Source organism: Flavobacterium gelidicaeli (assembly GCF_013294005.1).
Classification (GTDB): domain Bacteria; phylum Bacteroidota; class Bacteroidia; order Flavobacteriales; family Flavobacteriaceae; genus Flavobacterium.
The window spans coordinates 108345-133467 of record NZ_JABSNK010000004.1 but is presented as its reverse complement, the minus strand read 5'-3'; the positions used below and the strand labels follow the sequence as shown (position 1 = coordinate 133467).

At 32.0% G+C, this 25123-nt stretch carries 23 protein-coding genes; 1 reads left to right on the top strand and 22 read right to left on the bottom strand.

The genetic code is table 11. From position 1 onward, the window contains the following. Position 1: 1 nt before the first annotated feature. From HNP99_RS07305 to HNP99_RS07270, 8 genes are all read right to left on the bottom strand, one after another. Complete coding sequence (locus tag HNP99_RS07305) at positions 2-1129, bottom strand: glycosyltransferase WbsX family protein (protein ID WP_173852724.1); 1128 nt, start codon at positions 1127-1129, stop codon at positions 2-4. Between the two features lie 26 nt (positions 1130-1155). Then, complete coding sequence (locus HNP99_RS07300) at positions 1156-2004, bottom strand: glycosyltransferase family 2 protein (protein ID WP_173852723.1); 849 nt, start codon at positions 2002-2004, stop codon at positions 1156-1158. After that, positions 1994-2905: a glycosyltransferase family A protein gene (locus HNP99_RS07295; RefSeq protein ID WP_173852722.1), complete on the bottom strand. Its 912-nt coding sequence runs from the start codon at positions 2903-2905 to the stop codon at positions 1994-1996. Before HNP99_RS07295 ends, HNP99_RS07300 begins: the two co-directional genes overlap by 11 nt. Further along, positions 2906-3853 carry a glycosyltransferase family 2 protein gene (locus tag HNP99_RS07290; protein WP_173852721.1) on the bottom strand — a complete coding sequence of 316 codons (948 nt, stop codon included), beginning with the start codon at positions 3851-3853 and terminating at the stop codon, positions 2906-2908. Continuing rightward, a complete protein-coding gene (locus HNP99_RS07285; RefSeq protein WP_173852720.1) occupies positions 3829-4686 on the bottom strand; it encodes a class I SAM-dependent methyltransferase in 858 nt (285 codons plus the stop codon). The genes HNP99_RS07290 and HNP99_RS07285 overlap by 25 nt, the downstream gene beginning before the upstream one ends. A gap of 47 nt (positions 4687-4733) precedes the next feature. Continuing rightward, positions 4734-5294 carry a CmcI family methyltransferase gene (locus HNP99_RS07280; RefSeq protein ID WP_173852719.1) on the bottom strand — a complete coding sequence of 187 codons (561 nt, stop codon included), beginning with the start codon at positions 5292-5294 and terminating at the stop codon, positions 4734-4736. Between the two features lie 81 nt (positions 5295-5375). Beyond that, positions 5376-6674, bottom strand: coding sequence for an ABC transporter ATP-binding protein (locus HNP99_RS07275; protein WP_173852718.1), 1299 nt, complete (start codon positions 6672-6674; stop codon positions 5376-5378). 249 nt (positions 6675-6923) lie between these two features. Further along, positions 6924-7793, bottom strand: coding sequence for an ABC transporter permease (locus tag HNP99_RS07270; RefSeq protein ID WP_173852717.1), 870 nt, complete (start codon positions 7791-7793; stop codon positions 6924-6926). Between the two features lie 428 nt (positions 7794-8221). On the opposite strand from HNP99_RS07270, the gene HNP99_RS07265 reads away from it, so the two are divergent. Continuing rightward, on the top strand, positions 8222-8962 hold the full coding sequence (locus HNP99_RS07265; RefSeq protein WP_173852716.1) for a tyrosine-protein phosphatase: 741 nt from the start codon (positions 8222-8224) through the stop codon (positions 8960-8962). A 538-nt stretch (positions 8963-9500) separates the two neighbouring features. Here HNP99_RS07265 and HNP99_RS07260 read toward each other — a convergent pair. The 14 genes from HNP99_RS07260 to HNP99_RS07195 form a co-directional block, all read right to left on the bottom strand. Then, positions 9501-11471, bottom strand: a complete 1971-nt coding sequence (locus HNP99_RS07260) for a polysaccharide biosynthesis protein (protein WP_371810458.1) — start codon at positions 11469-11471, stop codon at positions 9501-9503. A gap of 230 nt (positions 11472-11701) precedes the next feature. Further along, a complete protein-coding gene (rfbA, locus tag HNP99_RS07255) occupies positions 11702-12571 on the bottom strand; it encodes a glucose-1-phosphate thymidylyltransferase RfbA (RefSeq protein WP_173852715.1) in 870 nt (289 codons plus the stop codon). 35 nt (positions 12572-12606) lie between these two features. Next, entirely contained in the window at positions 12607-12990 is a 384-nt protein-coding gene (locus tag HNP99_RS07250; RefSeq protein WP_173852714.1) for a GxxExxY protein, read from the bottom strand. A 35-nt stretch (positions 12991-13025) separates the two neighbouring features. After that, positions 13026-14075 (bottom strand): dTDP-glucose 4,6-dehydratase, encoded by a 1050-nt coding sequence (gene rfbB, locus HNP99_RS07245; RefSeq protein WP_173852713.1) that lies wholly within the window; start codon positions 14073-14075, stop codon positions 13026-13028. 177 nt (positions 14076-14252) lie between these two features. After that, complete coding sequence (rfbD, locus tag HNP99_RS07240; RefSeq protein WP_173852712.1) at positions 14253-15110, bottom strand: dTDP-4-dehydrorhamnose reductase; 858 nt, start codon at positions 15108-15110, stop codon at positions 14253-14255. 92 nt (positions 15111-15202) lie between these two features. Further along, a complete protein-coding gene (rfbC, locus tag HNP99_RS07235) occupies positions 15203-15751 on the bottom strand; it encodes a dTDP-4-dehydrorhamnose 3,5-epimerase (RefSeq protein WP_173852711.1) in 549 nt (182 codons plus the stop codon). Between the two features lie 223 nt (positions 15752-15974). Further along, a complete protein-coding gene (locus HNP99_RS07230) occupies positions 15975-18323 on the bottom strand; it encodes a GumC family protein (RefSeq protein ID WP_173852710.1) in 2349 nt (782 codons plus the stop codon). Between the two features lie 6 nt (positions 18324-18329). Beyond that, the gene (locus tag HNP99_RS07225; protein WP_217424399.1) at positions 18330-19094 is read right to left on the bottom strand and encodes a polysaccharide biosynthesis/export family protein; all 765 of its coding nucleotides are present in this window, start codon (positions 19092-19094) and stop codon (positions 18330-18332) included. Positions 19095-19293: 199 nt separating this feature from the next. After that, positions 19294-20442, bottom strand: a complete 1149-nt coding sequence (locus tag HNP99_RS07220; protein ID WP_173852709.1) for a DegT/DnrJ/EryC1/StrS family aminotransferase — start codon at positions 20440-20442, stop codon at positions 19294-19296. After that, on the bottom strand, positions 20435-21061 hold the full coding sequence (locus HNP99_RS07215; protein WP_217424398.1) for an acetyltransferase: 627 nt from the start codon (positions 21059-21061) through the stop codon (positions 20435-20437). Before HNP99_RS07215 ends, HNP99_RS07220 begins: the two co-directional genes overlap by 8 nt. Next, positions 21051-21653 carry a sugar transferase gene (locus HNP99_RS07210; RefSeq protein WP_173852708.1) on the bottom strand — a complete coding sequence of 201 codons (603 nt, stop codon included), beginning with the start codon at positions 21651-21653 and terminating at the stop codon, positions 21051-21053. Before HNP99_RS07210 ends, HNP99_RS07215 begins: the two co-directional genes overlap by 11 nt. Further along, entirely contained in the window at positions 21646-22806 is a 1161-nt protein-coding gene (locus HNP99_RS07205; RefSeq protein ID WP_173852707.1) for a glycosyltransferase family 4 protein, read from the bottom strand. Before HNP99_RS07205 ends, HNP99_RS07210 begins: the two co-directional genes overlap by 8 nt. A 9-nt stretch (positions 22807-22815) precedes the next feature. Continuing rightward, complete coding sequence (locus HNP99_RS07200; RefSeq protein WP_173852706.1) at positions 22816-23910, bottom strand: hypothetical protein; 1095 nt, start codon at positions 23908-23910, stop codon at positions 22816-22818. 148 nt (positions 23911-24058) lie between these two features. Then, positions 24059-25120 (bottom strand): glycosyltransferase family 4 protein, encoded by a 1062-nt coding sequence (locus HNP99_RS07195; RefSeq protein ID WP_173852705.1) that lies wholly within the window; start codon positions 25118-25120, stop codon positions 24059-24061. Positions 25121-25123: the final 3 nt, after the last annotated feature.

Sequence of the window (25123 nt, the reverse complement as noted above, 5' to 3'; positions counted from 1 at the left end):
TTTAATTCAGTTTTTCTTTTACTTTTTTCACAGCCTCAAGCCATTCTAAACCATATTTCACATCTGGTTCTAGGTAATTGCCTTCCGCCCATTCGTTCCACGACTTAATCATGATAAACTGAGGATTATTATTGTTTTTTATAAGTTGATTAACGGCTACTTGTAAATGTTCCTGCCAAGTAGTAGGATTTGCATTTTTAAAAATTAAAGATTTTTTTCCACTCCTTGCAGAGTTATCCCAATTAGGAAAAACACAGGAAATATACTTTGTATTGGGGAAATTTATATTAAAGTTTGAAACTCCTTTTTTATAATCAAAAATTAATGGTTTTTTTCTAACCCCTATTTTATAAGATGCAGTTAATTTTTGTTTTAATTTATTTCCAACTTTACCTAAAAAACTGCGTGGTTTAAACAAAGATTTTTTTTCATAACGCATTTTACGAAAAACATCCATCCCAATTTGCCCATATATTGAAGTGTTATTAAGCACGACATCTACTGAAGAAACTACTGTAGAAATAAAATAAACACCTCCAAATCCCTCATTAATAGCTAAAGTATTAAATAATTTAAGGAATAAATCTAAATCAGGAATATCTTCTATCCTATATATATGAAACATGGGTTTGTTAGCAACCTTAATATAACGCTCATCTTTAAAAAAAGGGAGTAAGTAATCAAAATAAGCACGGTACCCTTTTTCACCCTCATAGAGTTGCTCTATTAAAACATCTGGATTATCTAAACCATGCCAGATCCCTTTCCAGGTTTCATTTGCCCAACAGAAACAAAATGGCAACTTTATATTTTCATTGCTTAGCATTGCTTCAGCTGGCTTTTCTAGTAGCATTTTTCCGTCTCCAAACCAATATTGATAATAAACAAAACCATCAACACCAAACTGTGCAGCAAGTTGTGCTTGCTTTTCCTGAGTATCAGGGACACGTAAATCATAGAAACCCAATTCACCTGGTAAAATAGGTTGGTAATGTCCTTTGAATAAAGGTTTTGCTTTAGTAACGTTTGTCCATTCTGTAAATCCTTTTCCCCACCACAAATCATTCTCAGGAATGGGATGATATTGAGGAAGATAATAGGTTAGAAATTTAATTTTGTTTCCGGACATTATTTGGCTTGATTTATACTAAGAAATTATAGTTTAGACTTTTTATATTTTCCAAAAATAGAAAAACCAAAGAAAACAGAACAAAAAACATCTATAGCAAATTTTTCGCTTTTTAATTTATACTCATATTCATTTCGGTTTTGTTCTAATTCTTGTTGCATCTTCTTAAAAGACCCATAATGTTCAACAAAAAAATCAGCATGTTTAACACTTAAATAATTTGATAAATAATCTGATTTTAATCCTTTCGTTTTATCGAGCATTGAATTAGACTTCACTCTATAATAAAATCCTACTTCTTCTAGTTTTTTTACTCCACCACCATTCTTGAGCATTGCAATCCAAAACTCCCAATCTTCCCAACCATATATCATTTTTTCGTCATAACCTCCAATTATTTCCCATTCTTGCTTTCTAAATATTGCTGAACAAAAGATAAGATTATTTTGACTTAAATTATACAAACTAAAATTAGGCAAAACCCAATTTCCATATTCATCCCCAAACTTCTCTGCCTTACAATAAACTAATTTTAAATTGGGATCTCTTTCAAACTCTGGTACCGCTAGTTCCAAATATTTAGTACTAATTCTATCATCAGCATCTAATGGCAAAATGAATTCACCATCAGCTATCGCAATTCCTGAATTTCTTGCAGCACTTAATCCCCCATTTTCTTTTTCTAAATACTTAAAACGAGAATCTTTTATTATCCATGTATTTGCAATTGTTGCTGTATCATCTGGGCTACCATCATTTACTATAATACATTCCCAATTAGTATAGGTTTGCTTTAACACCGATTGCAACGCTTCGGATAAATACTGAGCTTGATTGTAACAAGGTACTATTATTGAAACTTTTTTAGTAATCATAGTTTTTAAAAATCGTCTTTAAAAATCGCCTAGTAATTTTTTCAAACTCTTTAAAATTAAAAAAGCGTAAGTGATAATAAAATAAATTTTTCCATTCTGACAAAGTCAATTTCCTAGTTTTAAGAATTTCGTTTTCATATTTTCTTAAAAGTGACGTTCGTTCTTTTTTTTTATAATATAGAAGCTTATCATATATTATTTTTTTATAAAATAAAACTTGTGACTTATTTTTAAGGAAACAATTATCCGTTTTACCTGAAATATTTAATTGAGATAAACGTACAAAAACAATGCTTTCATTAATACTGTAAATTGGTTTATTCCAAGAAAAATCAAGCCAAGCCTGATCATCACTATTCCAAGCTAGAGGATAGTCATAAAAATGATGTTTAATATATGTTTTTCTAGAAAAAATATACTCTGATAAAGAACTTCTGGTATGGTGATTGAATTTTCTTAAATAGGAATCAGTTGCAGACTCCCAAACTGGATGTTCGAATTTTTCAGAAACTTCATTATTCTCTTGAATAATCATTTTAGTAGCAAAACGAATTACTTCAGCTTTTTTATAAAATTGATTATAATTTTCATACCAGGATGCAACAACATAAGCATCTAAATAATCATCGTCCCCCAAAATCATTATCCACTCCTCCTTTTGACTCAGAGCAATGCAACGATCCCATTGTTTTACTAATGAAGTTCCTCCGACATTTTCTTCAAATCTGTGATAAAAAAGTTCAAATTTACCTTGGTATTTTTGTATCAGGCTTAATGGGTTTTCTGGACTTGCATCATCACCAATGTAGACTTTAAACCTTTTGTCCGTTTGGTTAGCTAACGATTGTAAGGTTTCTTCAAAGAAGGTAAGTTTATAAAATGGGATAATAATTGCTAGCATTTATTTATCCTGAAATTTAGAGATTACTTTTTTTAAAATTTTTTGAGGGTTTTTATAGTTATTTTTCAAGTAGATTACTTTTTTAATTAAAGTAGAATTGAAAACAAATTTCACCAAAGGATTATACTTTTTTAAAAGAAACCATTTTGACTTATTGTGAATTTTCCAAAACATTTTATCATAACAAAACCTATGTAACAAATCCATTTCGTTTACTTCTTTAAAATGATTTATTTGTGAAGCCTGTTTATTATGTAATCTAAAATAAATTAAAGATTTATCTATAAAACCCGTATCAAAATAACACAAAACTCTCCACCAAAATTCTATATCTAAAGCTTGAATTAAATCCTTGTCAAAGTAACCTATTTTTTCAAAAATTCGTTTATTTAATAATACAGCGGTTGGTTCTCCAAATTTATTTTCAGGAGAGTGCATGAAATATTCGTCTTCTAAACAATTCTTTCCTTTAACAACTCCATTATTAACATTTATAGCTTTCCACTTATCATGTAAATTTTCAAAATTTCTAATCCATGTAGTAATGAACAAATCTCTTTTTTCGAATATAAAATCTCTTTTACAATAAACTAAATCAACTTTATTAGCTTCTGCAAACGTTACCATTTCTTCAATACAAGTTCTTTTCAAAACATCATCTTGAAACAAAAACTTAATGTATTTCCCTTTTGATTTCTTAACGCAGTTGTTCCAATTTTCACCAATACCATTAGGATCATGATGAAAAATCCGAATGGGTATTTTTGTTTTTCCTTTAAACGCTTCAATTAACTTTAAACTTGTATCATTTGACGCATCATCCGAAACCACTATTTCCAAATTAGCATAAGTTTGTATAATTGCAGAATCCATAGCTTCAACAATAAATTGTTCTCCATTATAAGTTGGAATACAAATTGAAACTAAAGGAATCGATGCTTTAACCATTTTTTAAACTTATTATTTAGTAAATAGAAAATTGGATAACATATTATTTTTCCTACTTTAAAAGTAAAACTGTTATGTATCGCAAATGAATTCATTTTCACAATCTGCTTAGTTTCCAAATTTTTAATATTAGATCCTTCAAAAACAGAAGTTTTTAACATATGAAATCTATTCTCCGAAGCAATAACAATATTATATAAAGGCTCGATTTTATTTTTAGATATACCTAGATTATCTCCAGAAAAAATTTCTATCTGATTATAATTATTTTCATCTGAAATAACAGAATTAAAATTATATGATTTTTGAAAATAATATGATGTTTGTTGAAAATGACTATTAATTAACTTTTTAAAATCTGAAAAATATAATTCTTTAATATGAAAAATATTATTTTGCCCAGTTTTATCGGTATAAAATTCTTTGTCTGGAGAAGACATAATTAAAATACCATCAGACTTCAAAACTCTTTTTATTTCAAGTATCATTTCTTCATGCTTATCGTGATGCTCTATTGTTTCAAAACTCACAACAACGTCTATAGTATTTGAGTCAACAGGTATTTTATCAGCTGATCCAACCGTAAAACTCAAATTTGCATTGTTATACTTATTTTGGGCATCAAAAACTGCCTCTGCATCTATATCAACTCCAATCACCTTTGATGCATTCTTTGATAAAATATAAGATCCGTAACCTTCACCAGATGCAATATCTAAAACTACTTTATTTTTAATAAAATCATTTGCAATTGCATATCGATGTAAATGTTCGACAGTAACATCTGAAAAATTATAAAATTCTAATCTTTCTCCGGTAGATTTTTTTTTCATTAACTTTATTAAACTTTTACAATGTTTTGAAATCCTACTACAGTTCTCTAAATCATTTTTTTTAAATATCCATTAACATTGAAAGTAGCATTTTTACCGAACATATCGCACCATTTTCTATCAACTGTATATTCCGGATGATTAGGCAAAAATTCACGCAGTGCTTTCAATGGTCCCCCATCATATTCTTTTTCCAATCCTAGTTCGTTAATAATTCCATCTTCAATAATGAAATAAGAATCTACTGAAACTACTTCATGAAACTTGTTTAATATCCCAATAGAATCTTTATAAGAATGTGATGCGTCTTCTATAATCAGTATTCTTTCAAACCCTTTAGTTAATGTCAAATCATAATCTTCCCATCCTTTTGTAAAAAATTTGATTCGATTATGCTCTTTAACTTTTGGATCAATCATGTCTACGATATCTATTGTATGCAAAACACCTTTCCCGTTACTATCCAATAAATCAGCTATATAAAGTGCTCCGCCTCCAATGTTGGTTCCTATCTCGATTACTAAGTCCGGTTTAACTTCATTGATAATCATTTGATAAATTACATAATCAAATGGGCATCTTATTGCTTTAATTCCTTTATAAGTCACTTGATGATGACCTAAATAAATAGATTGAACCGTAATTTTAATCTGTTCGTCTTTTGGTACTTTTATTTTTTTAAACATCCTTTAAATTTTATAATTTGACTCCCATTTCATTAACGGCCTAATAATTCCTGGTAAACTCCCTACATACTCGCCTCTTGTTAGGCTATTAATTTGATCATCAATCATATTAAATGCAATGCAATCTCTTTCATGAAAATGGACTTGAAATGGATCATGAGTTACAATTGCAACTCCTACTAAAATAATACCTTCAGCAAGTAAATTTTCTGGGATCCAAACAGTAGTTTCATATAAACCAAGTTTTTTTCTTTCATAATAATTATTCGTGTTGTTTTCATGTGCATCGAAAATATTGATACCATTTCGATCATAAAAATTAAAAGCTGCATGAAATTTATTTTCTTCTTGTATCACTTCATATTTAACAGTTATACCAACAGCTTCTTTGATTTTAAAATTATCTCTAACATCAAATTGTCTATTATGTGCTTTAACATCAATTACTTTTACTAGACTATTTCCAGCATTTTGACCTTCCCAACTTTTTATTGAAGTAGTACCATATTCATATTTCAAATAATTATCAATAACTGTTGCCGTTATATCATAATCTACAATACGTCCATTTTTCATCAAAATAGATTTGCTACAAAGTCTCATTATAGAGTCCATATTATGACTCACAAACAATACCGTTCTTCCGCCTTGCTTTGAAATATCTTGCATTTTACCAATGGCTTTTTTCTGGAACTCGGCATCTCCTACAGCCAGCACCTCATCGATAATTAAAATTTCAGGTTCTAAGAAAGCCGCAACAGCAAATGCCAATCGCACGGTCATTCCAGAGCTGTATCTCTTAACGGGTGTATCTATGTAACGCTCACAACCGGAAAATTCGATAATTTCAGCAATTTTTGAGGCAATTTCTTTTTTTGTCATACCCAGAATAGCACCGTTCAAAAAAATATTTTCTCTACCGGTCATTTCTCCGTTAAAACCCGTTCCTACTTCGAGTAGAGAAGCAACACGCCCACCAAACTTGATACTACCTGTTGTAGGTGCAGTAACACGTGATAAAATTTTTAGTAAAGTAGATTTTCCAGCGCCGTTTTTCCCTATTATGCCTAATACTTCTCCGCGCTCTACTTCAAAATTAATATCTTGTAAAGCCCATACATAGTCGCTTTCGCCTTTGGTACTGCGATCATTAGTATCTCCTATTTTTAGATATGGATTTTCTTTACCGCGCACTTGATGCCACCAGCGGTTAAGGTCGTGACTCAATGTACCTGTACCTACTTGTCCTAAGCGGTATTGCTTAGAAATATTTTCGGCTTTTAGGATAATATCTTTACTCATTTTATTATTTTCACTCTTAAATAAAGCATTAGGAGTCAATTTATTTTTATTTTTATAAAACTCAGGTTTAACTTCACAATTATGTTGGCTATCTAAGTTCTTTCCACAGCTTCGCATCCTGAGTCCCAATAAATTGGATTTCTCAGCAATTAACGTGATTATTTTACACCTACAACTACTCTAATTTTAAATCTTAATAGTAACTAAAAGTTCTTTTAAAATTACGATTAATTAATAAAGAATCACCAACTAAACCGTATCGATAAAACTTTTTTCTGTTTTGTTAAAAAACAATACACCTACTAAAAACAATACTATTGTTACCACAAAGGTATAAACCAAACCTAGCACAGTCATCTCACCTACATTTAACAACATATAACGGGTGGTCTCTATTATATAAGCAAGCGGATTGTACTTTATTAACCAAACGTAATCAGGCATTTTTTGTTGTACTAAAGCCATAGGATAAACCACCGCCGAAACATACATTAACAACTGCACTCCAAAACCTAGGAGATAGCTAAAGTCCCTATATTTAGTAACCAGTGACGAAATAATCATTCCCAAACCCAAACCCAATACGCCCATTAAAACAATCAAAACTGGAAATAATAAACACCACCCATTCAAACTAATTGCTGCTCCTTGAAAGTAATAATAGATATAGAAAGCAATGAAAATAAAGAATTGGATTCCGAATTTTAATAAATTAGAAACTACGATAGAAATAGGCACGATGATTCTAGGGAAATACACTTTTCCAAAAATCCCAGCGTTAGCACCAAATGTATTTGAGGTCCCAGTAAGACAGGCAGTGAAGTAATTCCAAATCGTGATTCCAGCAAGGTTGAATAAAAACGGAGGAACCGTTCCTGTAGAAATACCGGCAAGATTATTAAAGATTATAGTAAAAGTAATTGACGTAAATAAAGGCTGAATCAAATACCATAGCGGACCTAAAACAGTTTGCTTATACACCGTAACTACATCTCTCTTTACAAAAAGGAACAACAAATCTCTATATTGCCATACTTCCTTAAGATTAAGGGAGAAGAACTTATTTTTAGGTGTTATTTCAAACAACCAATCGTTATCTGTGCTTTTTTGGTAATTCATGTGGTATAACTAAGGTTATTCCTAAGATAAATATTTGTTTTACAACTATTTTTATCCATCGTGGTATTGATAGGCAACAAATATAACATTTTGCCTGAAATAATGTGCTTTATTTTAGATTAGCAATAACTAATTACTGACATAATCTCCTTAAAAGCAACAGCGCTTTGCGGTTGTTAAAATCATTTTTTTCTAATAAAAAAATCAATATTAAAAGAAGAATAGCTTTAATTTAAAATCCTATTAGAGACAATCAAATTATAGATACTAATTATTGAAACGATAACTAGCCCCACTTAAACAAATTAATTACTACTTCAAGGATTACTTTTATTTACTATTAATTTTTTATTTACTTATCCAAACTATTTATAGTGACGAACACCTAAAATTTTGTTCCTTTGTTATATCATTATAAAATAATAACAATGTTTTTCTTTTCTAAAAATAAGCCCACATTAAAGGACCTCATTCCGCAGGGTCATATCGATATTCATTCTCATTTATTACCTGGAATTGATGATGGAGCACAAACTTTTGAGGATACCCTCCGACTTACCAAAGCACTTCAAGGTTTTGGGGTGACGCAATTTATTACAACGCCACACATCATACAGCATGTTTGGGAAAATACACATGAAGGTATTGTATCTAAAAAAACAGAAACCATACAGCAACTTGCAAAAAACGACATAACAGTTCCTTTTAACGCTGCCGCAGAATACCTTATGGACGATCAATTTGTACGTCTATTTAAAAATCAAGAATTACTGACGTTGAAGGACAATTACATCTTGGTTGAAATGTCATACATTAATGCGCCTATTCAGCTTTATTCGATACTATTCGATTTGCAAGTAGCGGGTTACATTCCTATACTAGCCCATCCTGAACGCTATTTATTTTACCATAACAACTTTAATGAATATACTAAGTTAAAGCGAGCGGGCTGTTTATTTCAGCTTAATTTATTATCGGTTGTGGGGTATTATGGCTCTCAAATTGCTAAAATTGCAGAGGAGCTTCTCGCAAAAGGAATGTATACTTATGTAGGTACAGATGTACATCATGATAATCACATTAAAGCTTTCGATCAAAAATTAAAACTAAAAGACATACAACCTCTAAAGGAAGCGATAGCGAACAATCAATTTTTTAAAATCGATTAATTCAATACTTTTATAAAACAATCTGCTAGTCAGTTTGAGCAGCGTCGCCAACCATTATTGCATCCCAACTACGATCGATAGACATAAAACAGATTAAACGATGTGCTCATACGCTACTTAATTTCTACTTATAAATAGCCACAGATAGCACCGATTCTCGTGGAATAATCATAACTGATCTACTAAAATTTTCAAAAATTTGCATGCTATTTCTTAGTACTCAAAGCGGAAAGTCATATCAAACAATGCTAAAATTGTTATTGAAATACTGTTTCATTGCGATTTAAACAGCCTTCTGTTAGGTTTATTTCACTTAAATCCAATAAACTACTTTTCTATTATTGCAAAAATAGTGTCTTGTAGTGTTTGGCTTTTGCCAAAAAAAAAAGTTCACAGAGAATAACTTCTTTGTGAACTTTTTTTTGGGTACTAATTAAATTAGACCAATGCTATTTATAAAACAATCCATTATCAGTTCTCGAATACACTCTATCTGAGTAAAACTAGGCTTGACTATTGTGTGTTTTAATGATACTACTTATTTTACATCTAATAATTCAAAAGTTGAATTCATACTTTTAAATTCCGGAACAATCTTTTTCATTTTCCTTACAATTTCATCGTTGCCTAAATAGTTCGCATTATTAATTAATTCCTCAATATCCGAATGTAAGGTTTCAAATTCATCTTGAATCTCTTCTGCAATCATTATTTTCTCATGGTGTGTAGGAATTGTTTTTGAAGTATCGTTCAGAAGCTCTTCATACAATTTTTCACCAGGTCTTAAACCTACGATCTGAATTTTGATATCTTTATCAGGTAAATATCCTGCTAACTTAATCATCTTTTTAGCTAAATCAATAATTTTAACTGGTTTCCCCATATCAAAAATATAAATCTCACCTCCTTTCCCCATGGCTCCAGCTTCTAAAACCAACTGACAAGCCTCTGGAATAGTCATGAAATACCTTATAATATCTGGGTGTGTGATAGTAATAGGCCCACCTTGCGCAATTTGTTTTGTAAACAAAGGAACTACAGAACCATTAGAACCTAAAACATTACCAAAACGGGTAGTTATAAATTTAGTTGGTTTTTCTCCTTCTACGCGCTTTGTTTTTAATGATAACGATTGCACATATTTCTCTGAGATACGTTTACTAGCTCCCATTACATTACTTGGGTTAACCGCCTTATCTGTGGATATCATTACAAACTTTTTAACCTTATGTAAGCAAGCTAAATCAGCAAGGTTTTTTGTCCCTCCTATGTTTGTTAAAATTGCTTGAGAAGGATTTTCCTCCATCAAAGGAACGTGTTTATAAGCTGCAGCATGAAAAACTACCTGAGGTTTGTATAAACTAAAAACCTTTTCCATAGCCTCTTTGTTTCTAATATCACCTACAACAGTTGTGATTTTAGAATTGGTAGGCTGTGTATCTATCTCTAAGTTTAAGTGATGCAGTGGCGTTTCAGCTTGATCTAAGATAATAACCTTTTTAGGATTATAGATTAATACTTGTCGTACAATTTCACTACCTATTGAACCTGCAGCACCTGTAATTAAAATGGTGTTGTCTTTTATTTGCTTGGAAATTGATTTATTGTCTAAAACAATTGGCTTTCTTTCTAAAAGATCTTCAATTTGAATTGTTTTTACTTTTTGAGATATTTCTTTTTGATTCTCCCAGTCTGTGATTAATGGCACTATGTATACCTTATAATTAAACTCTAGACATTGGTCTACAATAATTAATCGTTCTTCCTTTGTCAAACTTTTATCAGCAATAATCACTCCTTCAGCACCAATGGAACGCATTAAAGTAGGTAGCTTTTTCTTTAAAATCAATATTGGTAAATCCAACATTCGTTTAGATGAATTTTGATTATTTCTATCTACAAATGCTACTATTTTAAAACGGGGAGGCGATTCTAACTTCAAGGCTTTGGCAACTGAAATTGCATTAGCATCAGTTCCGTAAATTATTGTTCTCGCCAGTTTCACATCTTTCTTCTCTGAAAAATAATGCTCGAATGTTTGTTTTACAATAACACGGTATAAAAATAATCCACAAAATGAAAGTACCATGTTAATAAAAAGCGCTGTATTTAAGAAAGCTTTGTAGCCATAGTAAAGCTCAAAGGCAAAGTTCAACACTAACAGCACCATTAAAACCGCAATTTGTGAAAAAAGCAATTTAACCGCATCAATATAAGAGGAGTGTCTTATTATTCCTGAATACGTTCTAAACATCCAAAAAAAGAATATATTGACTCCAAACAGAAAACTAATAAAAAGCACTGTATGTTCTGTTACAATATAATTTAACCCTGTCCCTCTAAACAGTAGATAGGTAAAGAAAAATGCCATCAATAGCACTGCAAAATCCATCATAATTATAATCCACCTAGGCAAATAACTTAAATTATGGATATTAAATCTCAAATTCTCCTTAGAAAAAAGATTTCTAACGGATGATTCTGTATCGGGATCTATATGCTTACTCAAAATAAATATTTTTAGACAATGTTAATTTACTACTAAATGTAGTGAAATAGTTTTTTTTTACTGCTTTTATTTGCAATTCCTTATATAAGTACAAACAACCTTACAATTACTTAAGTAACTACAAAACAATTACTTGAGCGACTTAATTATATTCTAAAAAAAATATTGCAACATACGGTTACTTAATTATAAGCACTTGAATAGTTTTAAGTCACGTTTCTTGATTTAAGCTACTCCTTCTGTTTTAACAAACCCAAAAGATATTCGCCATAACCTGATTTTTTTAAAGGCTCAGCCAAGTCTTTCAACTGCTGCTCTGATATAAAGCCTTGTCTCCAAGCAATTTCTTCAATACAGCCTATTTTTAATCCTTGGCGCTCTTCAATCACTTGAACAAACTGACCCGCTTGCATTAAACTATTAAACGTACCTGTATCTAACCAAGCCGTTCCTCTACTTAAAATACCCACTTGTAATGCGCCTTTTTCTAAATAAACTTTGTTAACATCAGTAATTTCATACTCTCCACGTGCACTTGGTTGGATATTCTTGGCAATTTCCACAACTGAATTATCGTAAAAATACAAACCTGGCACTGCGTAATTAGATTTTGGTACTAAAGGCTTTTCTTCAATCGAAAGTGCTTTTAGATTTTCATCAAATGCTACTACACCATAGCGTTCTGGATCAGAAACATGGTAAGCAAATACAACGCCACCTTCCGGATTTTTATTGGATTGCAACAACTCATCCATATTAGATCCAAAAAAAATATTATCTCCTAAAACTAAAGCAACACTGTCCTTACCAATGAATTCTTCCCCAATAACAAAAGCTTGAGCCAAACCATTTGGAATTGCTTGTTCAGCATAACTGAATTTACAACCTATAGCGGTACCATCACCTAACAGTTTTTTAAAATTAGGCAAATCATGTGGTGTTGAAATAATTAAAATTTCATTAATCCCTGCTGTCATCAATGTAGACAGTGGGTAATAAATCATTGGTTTATCATAAACCGGCATCATTTGCTTACTCATCGCAAGTGTTAATGGATGTAAACGAGTACCTGAACCTCCTGCTAGTATAATTCCTTTCATAGTAGTGCTAATTTGACGAATTACTTCGAATTTCTCTAATTAATTACTCTTTTATAAGTTAATGAAGCTGTTCCAAAGTTAACTAAAATACCTAATTCCAATTTTGTGCATTTTAGATAATTTTTCAACTGCGAGTGAAATATAATTGGCATTTGTGCTACTGCTTTAATCTCTACAATAATTCTATCATAGCAAACAAAGTCAGCTCTATACTGCTTCTTTAATTTCTGACCATCATAATATAAATTTAATTTTAACTGCCTTTTAAAGGGGATTTTCAAAATATGAAATTCCCTTCCTAATGCCTCTTCATATACCGCTTCCAAAAACCCAACTCCTAGTATCCGATGTACTTTCATACACGCTCCAATAATGGCATAACTTTCTTCTTTGTAAATTATTTTGTCGGTTGTATCCATTATTGAAATTCGGATTAATTCGAACTAAATTTGTTTTATTTCGCGTATTGTTTCTCATAATAAGTCGCATATTCACCAGAGGTAATATTGTTCAACCAAGTTTGATTATCTAAGTACCAATTCACTGTTTTCTCTAATCCTTCTTCAAATGTAACCGACGGTTTCCAACCAAGTTCTTTATTGATCTTGTTTGCATCAATAGCATAACGTAAATCATGTCCTGGACGGTCCTTTACATACGAAATCAATTGCTCTGAAGTTCCTGCCTCACGACCCAATTTTTCATCCATGATTTTGCAAAGTAGTTTTACTAAATCAATATTTTGCCATTCGTTAAAACCACCAATATTATACGTATCGTGATTTACACCTTCATGAAAAACCAAATCAATTGCCACAGCATGATCCTCAACAAATAACCAATCTCGGGTATATTTTCCATCACCATAAACGGGCAACGGCTTATTTTGAATTATATTATTAATAAACAACGGAATTAATTTTTCAGGAAAATGAAAAGGCCCGTAATTATTAGAACAGTTTGTTAGCACATAAGGCAAACCATAAGTTTCTCCATAAGCTCTTACAAAATGATCCGAACTTGCTTTTGAAGCTGAATAGGGCGAATTAGGATCATAAGCTGTTGTTTCAGTAAACAAACCCTCAGCACCTAAACTTCCATAAACCTCATCAGTGCTAATATGATAGAAACGCTTTCCTTCCATATTATCTTTCCAAATTGTCTTAGCGGCGTTTAATAAGTTCATTGTACCAATTACGTTTGTTTTTACAAATGACAACGGATCAGTGATAGAACGATCAACATGCGATTCGGCAGCTAGGTGTAAAACTCCATCAAACTGATGTTCCTTAAACAAAGCGTCAATAAAATCGCCATCTACAATATCTCCTTTTATGAAGGTGTAGTTTTTAGCATTCTCAATATCAGTAATATTTTCTAAATTACCTGCATACGTCAAGGCATCTAAATTAAATATTTGGTAATCAGGATAATTATTCACAAAACGCCTTACTACATGCGAACCAATAAATCCAGCGCCACCAGTAATTACTATTTTTTTCATTGTTTTAATTTTATTTCTACATTACAATCCAAAAAGGAACTAAATGCAAAAAATTATATTGTTAAGAATCTATACCGCTAAGAGCTATAAAAATGTTTTTTTACTAGGTTCCTAATTGTAGCTTAAAATTTTGAGAAGTCAAAAACATCATTCCCAATTATTCCTATTCTCTTTATTCTATTCTCTCATCAACTCCATACATTTCCTCAAACTCTCCTTATAATGAGGTACTTCGACATCAAATATAGCTGCAATTTTACTTTTATCCAATAATGAATATGCAGGTCGTTTCGCTGGTGTAGGATAAGCCGATGATGGAATACCACTTACTTCACAATCAAATCCGCCTATTTCTTGAATAGCTAGAGCAAATTCAAACCAACTTATTTCTCCTTCATTAGAAAAATTATACACTCCTGACTTCCAGTTTTCATGCTTGATAATTACGACGATTGCCTTAGCCAAATCCCCTGCATAAGTAGGAGAACCTATTTGGTCCTCAACAACATTCAAACGTTCCCTTTCTTGCATCAATCGAGACATCGTTTTTACAAAATTATTGCCGAAGCTAGAATACACCCAAGAGGTTCTAATAATTATAGCTTCGGGATTATTTTCTAAGCAGCTTTGCTCTCCTGATAACTTTGTCTTACCATATACATTAATTGGGTTAGTTACTGCATTTTCATCTAAAGCTGTAGCTGAGTTTCCATCAAAAACATAATCTGTAGAGATATGAATTAGTTTCACATTGTTTGCTGCAGACCATCTTGCCAAAACCCCTACCGCTAAATTGTTGATTGTATTGGCTAAAACTGTTTCAGACTCTGCTTTATCAACAGCAGTATAAGCTCCACAATTTAGTATTACATCTGGATTAATTAAAGCTAATTGCTTTTCTAATAGAGACAAATCATCTAAAGTAACTGTACTTCTATCCGCAAAAAACCACTCATATTCAGCATAGCCACCAGACAATACTCGTAATTCTGAACCTAGTTGCCCATTTGCCCCCGTAACTAAAATTTTTACCATTTGTATTTTTAAGCTAATGCCAATGAAAATTAAATCCAATTTAAAAATTGAAACCCTAAAATATCAAAACGCAGTACATTACATTTTTATTATTAAAATCCCCAATCAACATCTTTAAAACCTGGCAATATTAAATCCTTCTCTGATACAATAATCTCCTCAGGACGTAATTGCCAATCAATATTTAACGTTGCATCATCATAGCGAATTCCTTTTTCACTTTCTTTATCATATACCTGATCTACTTTGTACATTACTGAAGCCGTAGCACTCAAAACTGAAAAACCGTGAGCAAAACCAGGAGGAACCATCAATTGTTTTTTATTATCTGCACTCAAAACCACAGAAAAATGCTGCCCATAAGTAGCCGAATCCTTTCGTAAATCTACTGCTACATCTAGAATTTCTCCTTCTAATACGCGAACCAACTTAGCCTGTGCATACGGATTTGCTTGTAAGTGCAACCCTCTTATTACTCCTCTTTTAGAAAAGGATTGATTGTCTTGGATAAATGCATACATAATCCCATTGTCATTAAACTTTGCTTTATTGTAAGCTTCAAAAAAATAACCTCTTTCGTCATTAAAAACATTCGCTGTTATAATTACTAAATCTTCAATAGGTGTTTTTTCAATAGTCATAGTATACTCATTTTTAGTTATTATGTAGTTTGTTTTTTATTGCAATCCTATTTAGTTACGACTGTATTTTCATTAAAATCATAATGCGCTTTACCATTGCTAAAAAAATTTAGACAACATCACATCAATATTACTTTCTACAAAATTATTTTTCTTCTTTTTCAAAAAAAGTTCATATAGAGTATTTCTATATGAACTTTTATAACCGTTTATATTAACCTGCTTATTTTTTCCATAATTTTTTATACCATGGCTCTACAATCACTTCAACTCCGTAGCCATAACCATAACCATAACCTTTAGTAGAATCAGTATCATTTAGTAGCATACACATATTAGGTAATTTACCGTCTTTATATAATGCACTAGGAATACTTAACATCCTTTTTTCTAAATAGTTAGCACGAGCTACATAAATAAAGCAATCAGCATGCTTCGCTATTAATAGCGTATCAGTCACTAAACTCACTGGAGCCGTATCTACGATAATATAATCGTATTTATCTTTCAGTTCGTTAAATAAGGTATCCACCTTTTTACCCATTAATAATTCCGCTGGATTTGGCGGTATCACACCTGCAGGTAAAATATAGAAGTCCTCATACCCTGGATATTTTACTATTAAATCCTCAATATTTAAGTCATTAGACGATAAATAATTGGTTACTCCACGATCTGGTACCGTCAAATACTCATCTAATTTTGGATTTCTAATGTCCATCCCTATCAATAATACTCTTTTTCCTGACAAAGCAAAAGTTGCAGCAAGATTTACCGATACAAACGTTTTTCCTTCTTTAGGAAAAGTAGACGTCAAGAAAATAGTTTTAGCCCTACCTTCAGGAACTTTTGTCAACATAAATTCTAGATTCGTCCTAATAATACGTAATGCCTCCGCTGAACTGGTTCTACTCTCTGTTGCAATAATTTCATTAGCACTTTCTGAGGATGGAACATCTCCTATAAATGGTATTTTTGTCTTTGTTTCAATATCAAAACGACTTTTAATTTTAGTATCTAAAAAGTCTAACAAAAAGATAATCCCAAAAGGAATCAACAACCCGATCAATAAAGCACCTAAGTAATATGCTTTCCTATTAGGAGATACTGGCGATTTTGAGGCTAGTGCAGCATCAATCACCTTCACTGTTGGCTCTGTTGAGGACAATAAAATAGCCGTTTCTTCACGCTTTTGCAAAAGATACAAATACAAGCCTTCTTTTACTTTTTGTTGGCGATCAAGAATTCTAAATTGTCTTTCTTGTGTAGGTGCTTTTCCTATTTTTTTATTAAAAAGACCTTCACTCTCTTCTAAATTCTTTTTTTGAATAGTAAGGGTGTTTTTCTCTCTATTTAAACTCGTATTAATAGTCGATTTTAATGAAGTCAATTGTTGATTTAATTTAACAACTGTAGGATTTGTTTCTGTAGCCGATTTTAAAATCCTATTTCTATCTAGCACTAACTTATTGTATTCATCTATAGCGCTTGAAGCGGCAGTAGTTCCTGAAAAAATATTAGTTGGTAATAAGTCTGATGGCTTACTCTTACTTAAAAAGTCTGCCATTGAAGACATGATACTAAGCTGTGTTTCGGCTTCAACTACTTTCTTACTAAATTCATCAGCTCCATTAACGTAGAGTCCAGACTCCGTAACTAAATCAATAAGTTTATTATTTCTCTTAAAACTCTCTACATTTTGCTCAACACCATCTAATTCATTATTAATTAAAGCCAGTCTATTGGCTATAAATTTTGAGGTGTTTTGAGATATATAGCTTTTATCTAAAATCCCATTATCATTATAATTCTGAACCAACGCATTTAAAAAAGATTCTGCTCGTTGTGGTATTGCATCAGTAAAACTCAAAGCAACAATTGCATTTCCTCCAGATAGCGGAGCGACCTCTAATATGTTTTTATAATTTTCTACAACATTTTCTAATGGAGTAACAACTATAGTCAAATCTGACAAAACATTGTTATTTCTTCTTTCGTTTTTAGAGATCATTAAATCGCCAAATTCAGTAGCAATGGGTTTATCATAAAAAAAAGCCTTTTGATTTTTATTTACTAACCCAAAATCCCCTGACAACATAAATTTACCTCCTGCTAATTCTTGGTAATTAAAAGCCATAGCCTTTTCATAAAAACCAACAGATGGATTTAAAAATTGCACTTGTATAGGAGCGCCTAAATAGAGTTCACTATCAATAACATTTCCTTTAGCAACTAAATTCACATTTAACCCTAGCTTCTTAACCGTGCTTTCAATTAAGGTTCTGGATTTTAATATTTGGATTTCGTTGTCAATATTTTTAGAACTACTACCTCCAGCCAAATCAGAAAAAGCTGCTAGTTCTGACAAGCCTCCACTTTTACTATTATCTTTAATTAGTATTGTAGTAGCAGCTTTATATAAAGGCTTGGTGTATCTTAATTTTAAATAGACCGCAAAAAAAGTGATCAATAAGCACAATACAAACCATTTCCAGTGTATTGTATATTTATTAATCTCCATTTTAAGATCGAAATTTTTTTCTACATCTTCATTTGAAAGTTGATTTTCCATAAGTAATTATTTTGCAATAGCAATAATGAACGTTGTAACTGAAATTAATAATGAAGCGATAGTTGTAAATGAACGAAGGTTAGGATTCATAACCGTATATCCTGGTTCTACATAAATCACGTCATTTTGAGCTAAGTAATAATAAGGTGAATTGATAAAGTCTGCCTTGGTAAGATCTATTTTTTCAATACTTTTAACACCGTCATTCTCTCTAATTATCATCACGTTTTTCCTGTTAGCCAAACTAGTTAAATCACCTGATTTAGCTAATGCTTCAATTAGTGTAAATCGATCCGATGTTACACTATACGTACCTGGTGCATTTACTTCACCTTGAACACTCACTTTAAAGTTGAGTAATCTCACCGTTATAATAGGTTGCTTTATGTAGTTCCCTACTCTAGTTTGAAGTAAACTTAGCACTTCGGTGCGAGTCAATCCTGCTAACTTTAGTTTCCCTAACACCGGAAAATCGATACAACCACTTGCATCAACAAGGTAAGAAGTAGTATTAGTTTGTACATTTGCACTTTGTCCCACTACATTTTGCGGATTCAAATTAAAAGGAGCAGATATTTCTGGATCTTCGGCAGATACATTTATCGATAATAAATCATCTGGCTGGATTTTTATTTCATACGAGTTTGGATTCTGTTTTGCTACACTAGCAATATCTTGATAATAAATCATATCTTTTTTAGGAATACAAGAAACCAACAATAGGATTGACAATAACGGAATTACTCTTTTTATTTTAAAAAAATTTCTCATTTTTTTTTATTTTTAGGGTGCAAATATAGGAAATTCGCTGTGAATTAAAGTGTAATTAAAATAGATATATAAACTTTAAAATTAAAGTTGTTTAATTGTACCTCAACCCACTTAACACTAATTATTTAATCTTTAAACAAGCTTAGCGCTTCCTAAAGCAATTGCATTAGGAAGTAAGCTCGATTGTATTTCAAGCTTACTAATTGGTCTTGGTCAGTAGGTTTAAAAATACTGTTTTTATTCTATTGCGTTCTTCATCAGATAGGTTTGACCCAGAAGGCAAACACAAGCCTGTTTCAAATAGTGTTTGCGCTACTTCGTTTCCATAATAAGGATACTCTTTAAAAATAGGTTGCAAATGCATCGGTTTCCACAATGGACGAGACTCTATATTGGCCGCATCTAAGGCTGCTCTAATTTTATCAGCAGTTAAACCATTTGTTTTATCAGAATCTATCAAAATGGCACTCAACCAGGAATTTGAAAAGTAGTCCTCATTAGGAGTAGTAAAAACAGTTATACCGTCATAAGTATTAAATAAATCCTTATAAAAGGAATTCATAGCTCTTCTTAAATTTACATGCGCATCTAAAACTTCCATTTGTCCGCGCCCAATACCGGCACATATATTACTCATTCTATAGTTATACCCCACTTCACTATGCTGATAATGTGGTGCATTATCTCTAGCTTGTGTTGCTAGAAAAATTGCTTTTTCTTTTAATTCTTTTGTTTTTGTAACTATTGCTCCTCCTCCAGAAGTAGTAATGATCTTATTTCCATTAAATGACAATACGCCTATAGTACCAAAAGTACCACATTGCTGTCCTTTATAACTACTTCCTAAAGCTTCGGCACTATCTTCTAAAATAGGAATTTCATAACGCACTCCAATTGCTGTAATTTCATCAATTTTATAAGGAACACCGTATAAATGTACTGCAATAATCGCTTTAGGTTTTTTACCTTTGGCAATTCTATCTACAATAGCTTCCTCTAATGCTACAGGACAAAGATTCCAAGTCTCTTTTTCACTATCAATAAAAATAGGCACTGCCCCAAGGTAGCGTATTGGGTTAGCAGATGCTGAAAACGTCATGCTTTGACAAATTACTTCATCACCAGCTTGAACTCCTAGTAAAATAAGTCCTAAATGTATGGCTGCCGTACCGGAACTCAATGCACCCACATAACAATCGCTACCTAAGTAGTTTTCTAAATCTTTCTCTAACCCATTTACGTTAGGTCCTAATGGAGCTACCCAATTGGTATCAAAAGCTTCTTGGACAAATTTTTGCTCACTTCCTCCCATGTGCGGAGAAGAAAGCCAAATTTTTGAATTATTCATTATCTATTATCTTTTTACTTTTTATCACTCTACCTGGATTCCCTACAACTACTGCATAATCTGGGACATCTCTTATTATTACTGTACCGGCACCTATTATTGCCCATTTCCCAATAGTAACTCCTTGAATTACACAGGCTCCTACACCTATGTGAGCACCCTCTTTCACTACTACGTTACCACTAAGGGTAGCGTTTGGAGAAAGGTGCACGTAATCTTCAATGACACAATCATGCTCTATAATAGCTCCAGTGTTTACAATACAGTGCTTACCAACCACCGCATCCACATTGATTATTGCTCCAGCCATCACCATTGATCCTTCCTTTACTTTTGAAAACAAAGATACAATTGCTTTTGGGTGTATCGCAGTATGAAAATTACCCTTAATTTTATTTACTATTTTCTTTCGTATCTCGTTATTGCCTATAGATACGATTAGTTTTTGATTATTCTCAGCAACAAATTCTGTGGAATGAATTACTGGAACGGCTAACAATTCTTTAGTTTTAGGATTGTCATCAATAATAGCAGTAATCTTTTCTTGATTGGCTAACAAAATAGTCATTACCACTTTGCAATGTCCACTAGCGCCGTATAAATAAATTTTATTTTCCATTAAAAGGTTCAATTGTCGCTGCATCAGCCGCATTAATACCTTCACTTTTCACTACTTTTTGGACTGTTTTAAGTATAATTTTCACATCTAATACAAAAGAAATATGATCTACATACCAAACATCAAGCTCAAATTTTTTATCCCATGATATAGCATTTCTTCCATTTACTTGCGCCCATCCAGTTATTCCTGGCTTGACTTCATGTCTTCTATTTTGAAAATCCGAATATAAATCCAGATACTGAACTAATAAGGGTCTAGGCCCAATTAAACTCATGTCTCCCTTAATAACATTGATTAATTGCGGAATTTCGTCTAGAGAAGTTTTACGAACAAAGCTTCCTATTTTAGTTAATCGGTGTGCGTCAGACAGTAAATTGCCAGTACTATCTTTTTTATCATTCATCGTTTTGAATTTGATGATTTTAAAAATCGTTCCCTTTTTTCCTGGACGCAACTGAAAGAAAAAAGGCTTGCCTTGATTGGCAAAAAACAATCCAATAGTCACCAATAAAAAAATAGGACTTAATACAATAAGACCAAGTAAAGAGGCAGTAAAATCAACAAAGCGTTTTATAAATAGGCTATACATTTTCCTCTAATTTTTTATATTCTGATAGCATTGCTTGCCAAACAACTTCTTGCTCGTATCGAGACACAATCATAGCCCTCGCATTATTTTTTAACTCTTGCCAAAAAGCAACTTCAGAAATCATTCTTTGCATTGCATCATGTATTGCTTGCGTACTTTTTACCGGAATAATAATCCCGTTTTTACCTTCAATAATAATTTCGTCACAGCCATTAATATTCGAGACGATACTGGGTAAACCCATCGCTCCTGCTTGCAGTACTACATTAGGAAATCCTTCGCGATAACTAGGAAAAACCAAACAATGCGCTAAAGCAAAATAGGGACGAACATCTGATTGAAACCCAACGTTAATTATATTGACATTATTTTCAATTTGCGCTACAGTATCTGCAGACAAAGGGTCTAATTCATCTTCAAAAGGACCAACCAATAGTAATTTAGCATTGCTATAATTTAATGCTAATTTTGTAAAAGCAGCTACCAGCTCATTGATTCCTTTGTCCTTAACTAACCTACCTACAAAAATAAAAACAAAATCAGTAGTTGCTAAATTTAACTCGTTCAGCAACACCGTTTGACGCTGCATAACTAAGTCATTTTTTGAATAAAGTGTCGTATTAATTCCATTAGAACTACCATTTGCAATCACCTTTAACTTATGTGGAGTTGTTAATTTTTCTTCAATAATAAAATCATTCAAGCCTTTAGAATTTGGATATACCTTCGTTGCACAAGCATACGTTAGCTTTTCTACAGCATCTAAAATTTTTCTTTTAAAACCTATAGCCTCCATTAATGGTAATCCCGCGACAGTATGCAAGCGGTGCGGTACTTTAGCGAGTTTAGCCGCTAGCATTCCTACAATACCGGCTTTTGGAGTATGGGTATGAACAATAAATGGCTTTGTTTTTTTAAACAAAGAATACAACTGATAAACCGAAATTAAATCTTTTATAGGAGTTATTTTTCGACTCATTTCAATGGGTACCACAGTAATTCCCTCCTCCTTTTTTACTTGCTCTAAATCTGGACCACTTGACGCTACTCCAATAACTTCAAAATACTGAGACATGAATTGCAACTGGCCTTTGAGTAGAATTTTTAATGAAATGGGTACCGTAGTAATGCGTATGAGTTTATGGCGTTTCATAATACTATGTTATATTAGATTGCCTTTTGAAACTTGCAATGCTTTTTTCTTTTGTTTTTGATATGATAATGCCCAAAGAATATAAATTAACAGTCCCGGTAACAACATGTTTCGCATTCGTATCATGATCCCCACATTCCCTAAAGATTGTGAAAAAGCTAAGGTACCTATTAGCAAGAAAATAAAAAGTCCTTTGATAATGAAAGGGGCTTTCCTAAAAGTTTCAATCCGGTCTTTTTTAAATGCTTTTATTGTTAGTAATAGTAAAGCCAAATTTTCGAATGACGCAATTATTGCCGGAACACCATTAATATCAAAGAAAAAAGGACGGAATAAAAAAGTAAAGATTTTTAATGGTAAAGGATAAGAGGCTATATCTACAGACGAACCTGTGTTTTTACCACTCAAAACCAACGCTTTGGATTCAGAGTACTTACTAATAGAATCAGCAGAAATTTCTTCAATTTTCACATATTCCATAACACTAGGAAGTATCGCAATCCCGCCTCCTAATAAAACGATCATAAAAAAAATACGTTTAAAACCAGACACTTTGTTAGAAAATAAATAAGCCATCCCAAAAGATACCACAAGAAATAATGCAATATGAGGACGCACTAAATAACTAATTAATAAACTCAATATTAATAATGGCAGCCTTTTTATTACATTTAACATGGCATAACAAAACATACCAATACACATAAAAAGTATAGTATCCTTACCAATACCGGAAGACCAAAAGTGCAAGTTGGGCATAAAAAAAAGCAATGGAAAAAGCCAAAATTTACTATAATAAGTATTATTAGGAACAACTTGTTCACATATTGTATAAAAAAAAGTAATCCCAATATAGCCCAAAAGGGAAAACAACAAGGTATTAGTAAAGAAATCCATATCCAAAACATTTGCTGGAAAATAATTCAAGGCATGCATAAAATAAGTTCCCTTTGCTGTTTGAATATTTACTATAAAATCATTAAAATTCATTCTTCTTGCCAGTGTCCAATATCCCCAAGCATCTCCCCCTCCATTGTTCGTTAAGAGATAAAAACCAACAGTTGTTAGTAAATGGAAAGACCACAAATTCCTTAAATTCTTCAAGTGGTATTTTTGTTCTTTATCAAAAAAAAGAAAACGAATAAAATAACCAATTAACACTAGTAGTGTTATATAAACTAAATCCAATATATATAATTAAATAATTGCGTAATTATTGTTGTACTCGTTGTCAAAAAACTATTAAATTTCTTTATGCTTGACTACTATTTTTAAGTAAAGATGTTAATTTCCCCTGTGTTTGTTGCAAACAGTACTCTTTTGCCACTTTCGCTCTACCTTTTATTCCTAATGCTTCACGTAAGGAAGTATTGCATATTAATTTTTCTAATGCCGTAAACCAATCCTTTTCACTAGTCACTAAAAAACCTTGTTCTCCCTCTTGTACTACCTCTTTATTCATTCCAACTGCCGAAGCTACAACAGGAACCCCACAAGCCATATATTGAATTAATTTATATGAGCATTTACCCAATTCCCAAGGAGTATCTTCTAATGGCATGATACCAATATCGAAGTCTAAAATAGATTCCACTTCTGAATCCTCTGTCCAAGAAATATAGTGCATGTTATCACCAAAACCAAGATCCTCTTTAGCACCTACAATATTAATTTTTACGTTGTAGCGCGCTACTAATTGCTTTAAAACAGGCGCAATTTGTTTTACATATTTAAACGTTGAAGGGGAGCCTATCCAGCCAATCGTTACTTGTTGCGTTGCGTATTCATTTTTAACTTGATAGCGGTCTAAATCAATAACGGTTGGAATAATTTCGATTTTTTTTGCACCTGCTATTTTTGCTCTATGAGCTAAGTAGCTATTCCCCGCAATTACACAATTGCTACAACGCATCACCGTATTGATTTTATTTTTTAGAAAAAAACAAATCCACTTGTTTGTACTCAAATCATAATTATGAAAAATAGCATCGTCATAATCTACAATATAGCTAACGCCTAAAAATGCCAGCAATCTTTCAAACCAACTAAAAAAATAAGGAAATAATTCTTTTTCTATTACCACCACATCATATCTAAATACGGTTCCTAAATTAATAAGCCTTTTAAAATAAGCTTTTATAATGGCCGCTTTATTTTTTTTTCCCAAATACAGCGACTTCAAATAAGCATCATCAAAAAACGGTTTTACTGTAACTAATAAACCCGATTTTTCCAGATAAGGAAAATATTGAAAACTTCGCAATCGGCTGCTCGCTCCTTGCTGTGAATATTTAGTAAAATAAAGTACTTTCATAAA